At 50.5% G+C, this 834-nt stretch carries 1 protein-coding gene; it reads right to left on the bottom strand.

Translation table 11 applies throughout. The annotated features are described in order from the left end of the window. Positions 1-121: 121 nt before the first annotated feature. Positions 122-834: gamma-glutamyl-gamma-aminobutyrate hydrolase family protein (locus CLOSYM_RS18490; RefSeq protein ID WP_021643309.1), on the bottom strand; the 713-nt coding region annotated here is incomplete at its 5' end.

Genomic DNA, 834 nt, shown 5'->3' with positions numbered 1-834 from the left:
CACCTGCTTAACTAAATCTCCATATGTTTTAGTAGCAGCAACCTGTCTGAACTGTTACACCAAAAGAGGGAGGCACTCTAAATCCCCTTTACTGCGGAATTTAAATGCCTCCCTGGAGTAATTATTTTACCCGGCACGCCTCAACGAATGCCCTGAATATTGCCTGCTGTTCTTCCGAATCGTGCATCATCTCAGGATGCCACTGTGTTGCCGCGACAAAACGGCTGCCTTCCATCTCAATTGCCTCCGTCACGCCGTCCGTTGACACGGCGCTGATGATGAAGCCGGTTCCCGGTTCCCTGACTGCCTGGTGATGGAACGAATTCACCCCGGCCGTCTCTTTTCCCAGGATTTTTCCAAGCCTTGTCCCCTCATTTACCAAAATGCGGTGGGATACGCTGTTCATCGGATACATATCATTGAAATGATGGCCGAACCCGCCCTCTTTCTCCAAATCCTGATACAGATTTCCTCCAGCGGCGACATTGAGAATTTGGATTCCCCGGCAGATTCCCAGTACCGCTTTACCGGTCTCATTGATTATGTATCTGGCCAGATCCACATCCTGGCGGTCCCGCATCGGCATGATGGTTCCACAGTAACTTTTAGCGTCCTCCCCATATTCCTGCGGATTGATATCATGGCCTCCGCTGAACAGGATGCCTGCCATTCCGGCAACCATCTCCTTTACTGTTTCCATATTCCGGCAGATGGGTATCATAACCGGGATCCCTCCTGCCCGTTCTATGGAATCAATGTAATTGTCCGCCAGAAAATGCCATTTCTGTCCGGCTATCCCCATATGGGATACGCTCCCAATCTCATCCCTGTAAT

The organism is [Clostridium] symbiosum ATCC 14940 (assembly GCF_000466485.1).
Lineage (GTDB): Bacteria > Bacillota > Clostridia > Lachnospirales > Lachnospiraceae > Otoolea > Otoolea symbiosa.
The sequence above is the reverse complement of the archived record's forward strand: the minus strand, read 5'-3'. Positions and strand labels throughout refer to the sequence as shown.